The sequence below is a fragment of the Neisseria sp. genome, assembly GCF_030523955.1.
Lineage (GTDB): Bacteria > Pseudomonadota > Gammaproteobacteria > Burkholderiales > Neisseriaceae > Neisseria.
On record NZ_JAUNHL010000105.1, the window covers coordinates 1 to 2,303 of the forward strand.

The 2,303-nt window shown below is 53.4% G+C and carries 2 protein-coding genes; both read right to left on the minus strand.

Going from position 1 to position 2,303, the window contains the following annotated elements; genetic code table 11:
* A partial coding sequence (locus Q4C79_RS13120; RefSeq protein ID WP_303091464.1) for a CoA transferase subunit A occupies positions 1 to 671 on the minus strand: 671 nt, incomplete at its 3' end.
* A gap of 103 nt (positions 672 to 774) precedes the next feature.
* Positions 775 to 2,115: a short-chain fatty acid transporter gene (locus tag Q4C79_RS13125; RefSeq protein WP_303091465.1), complete on the minus strand. Its 1,341-nt coding sequence runs from the start codon at positions 2,113 to 2,115 to the stop codon at positions 775 to 777.
* Positions 2,116 to 2,303 lie beyond the last annotated feature (188 nt).

Here is a 2,303-nt window from a genome sequence, read left to right on the forward strand (position 1 = left end):
ATGCGTTTTTCGGGGTTGGCATTCACCACGATGCGGTGCACATAGATGCCGGGCAGGTGGATGTGGTCGGGGTCGAGCGCGCCGGTTTCCACCAATTCTTCCACTTCAACGATGGTGATGCGGCCAGCGGTGGCCACGTCGGGGTTGAAGTTGCGCGCGGTTTTGCGGAACACCAGATTGCCGGACGGGTCGGCTTTCCACGCTTTCACCAGCGCAACATCGGCGGTGAGCGAGTGCTCCAACACATATTCTTCACCGTTGAATTCGCGTGTTTCCTTGCCTTCGGCCACTAAGGTGCCGACGCCGGTTTTGGTGAAAAAGGCGGGAATGCCCGCGCCGCCCGCCCGCAGTTTTTCGGCCAGCGTGCCCTGCGGGGTAAGCTCCACCTCCAGCTCGCACGATAAAAACTGGCGTTCGAACTCTTTGTTTTCGCCCACATAAGAGGCAATCATTTTTTTGATTTGACGGGTTTCGAGCAACAGGCCGAGGCCAAAACCGTCGACACCGGCGTTATTGCTGATGCAGGTTAGGCCGTTCACGCCGCTGTCGCGCAGGGCGGCGATCAGCGCCTCGGGAATGCCGCATAGGCCGAAGCCGCCTACGGCAACGGTTTGGCCGCTTGCCACCACACCTTCAAGCGCGGCTTGAGCTGAAGGATAAACTTTACTCATTACCTCTCCTTAATTATCAAAATTGCTTGAAATTCTCTTCTATACACCCGGCTATGACTGGTAAGCATATTATTTGAATAGACAGACAAAAATACTGTCAAACTCAAACCAACAGCCAAAACACCAACGAAATCAACACCCCGGAATACAACAGTGCCATCAGACAGTAGCCCATAATTGCACGTGCATCCAAGCCGACAATGCCCAGCAGCGGCAAGGCCCAAAAAGGTTGGATCATATTGGTCCAAGCATCGCCCCAGGCAATCGCCATCGCCGAAACGGTGGGGGATACGCCCAATTCAACACCGGCGGGTAACATAACCGGACCTTGAACCGCCCATTGGCCGCCGCCGGAGGGTACAAAAACATTGACCAAGCCGGCACTCAGAAACGCCAACACAGGAAAGCTTTCGGTGCTGGAAATATTAATAAAGGTTTGCGTTAATGAGGCCGCTAAAGAAGTGCCTCCTTCCGGTGTGCCCATCATCAACCCCATGATGCCGCCGTAAAAGGGAAACAGCAATACGATGCCGGCAATACCGCGCGCACTGTCTTCAACGCCTCTGGCATAGCGCTCTAGTGTACCGTGCGCCAAAATGCCGGCAAATAAAAACAAGGCAATCACAATATTCAAACCGAGATTAAAACCTTGGCGGCTGAAGTGGGCGTACAGATAAACCGCCGCCATGGCCACCAACAGCAGGGCCAGCCAGCGGCTGTCGTCTATTTTCTGTGCCGGCGTTTCTTTGTCAGGCAGTTCGGGTTGCGGTTCATTCAGTTTGGCCGGATCGGCGATAACCGGATGTTTCGGCAACATCGCCATATTGAGTAACGGCAGGCCGACAAACAAACCCAACACAATCACCAGATTAAACGGTGAAAACAGCGTTTCTGCCACCGGAATGCCTGTCTGAATGGTTCCGCCGGAAATTTTAATCAAATCGGCACCTTCTGTTGCCAAAGCCAGCGGTATCGAACCGGATAATCCGCCATGCCAGATCAGAAAACCCGAATAAGCCGATGCCACCAACAGCGGGTAATCGGCTCCTTTAACCTGGCGCGCCAACGATTTGGCAAATACCGCCCCGACAATCAAACCGAAGCCCCAGTTCAGCCAACAGCCGATCAGCGACACCACCGTAACGGCAGCCACCGCCATTCGGGGGCTGCGCACTTTAGCGGCCAAGCGGTCTAAAAACCTGCTGACCAGCGGTGCTTTGGCCAATACGTGGCCGGTTACCAAAATCAGTGCCATCTGCATGGAAAATCCCAACAGCGACCATAAGCCGTTGCCCCAGAAACCTGCCGCTTCCAACGGTGATTGCCCGGCCAGCAACAAGGCCGCCAAATAAGCGATTGTTGTCAGCAAGGTGCAAAAAACAAAGGGCGAGGGCAAATATTGTTTGACCAGCTTTACGCTCAATTCAGTCAGCAAACGGAACATTGTCTTCTCCTTTTTTCTTGTGCTTGGGTTATTGTGCGATCAGGGGGCTACGCTCACATTCAGACGGCTACGGATAATCGGTAAATCTTGCGCCACTTGGCGATAAAAAACCTTCAAACCCTCACATAAATAATTGGCGTAAGGGACAAAATGGGTGCTATTTTGGAGTAGCATCTCTCTAAGGGACA

Coding starts and splice junctions, on each gene's coding strand:
- Q4C79_RS13125 (WP_303091465.1), bottom strand. CDS start 2,115: ATGTTCCGTTTGCTGACTGAATTGAGCGTAAAGCTGGTCAAACAATAT.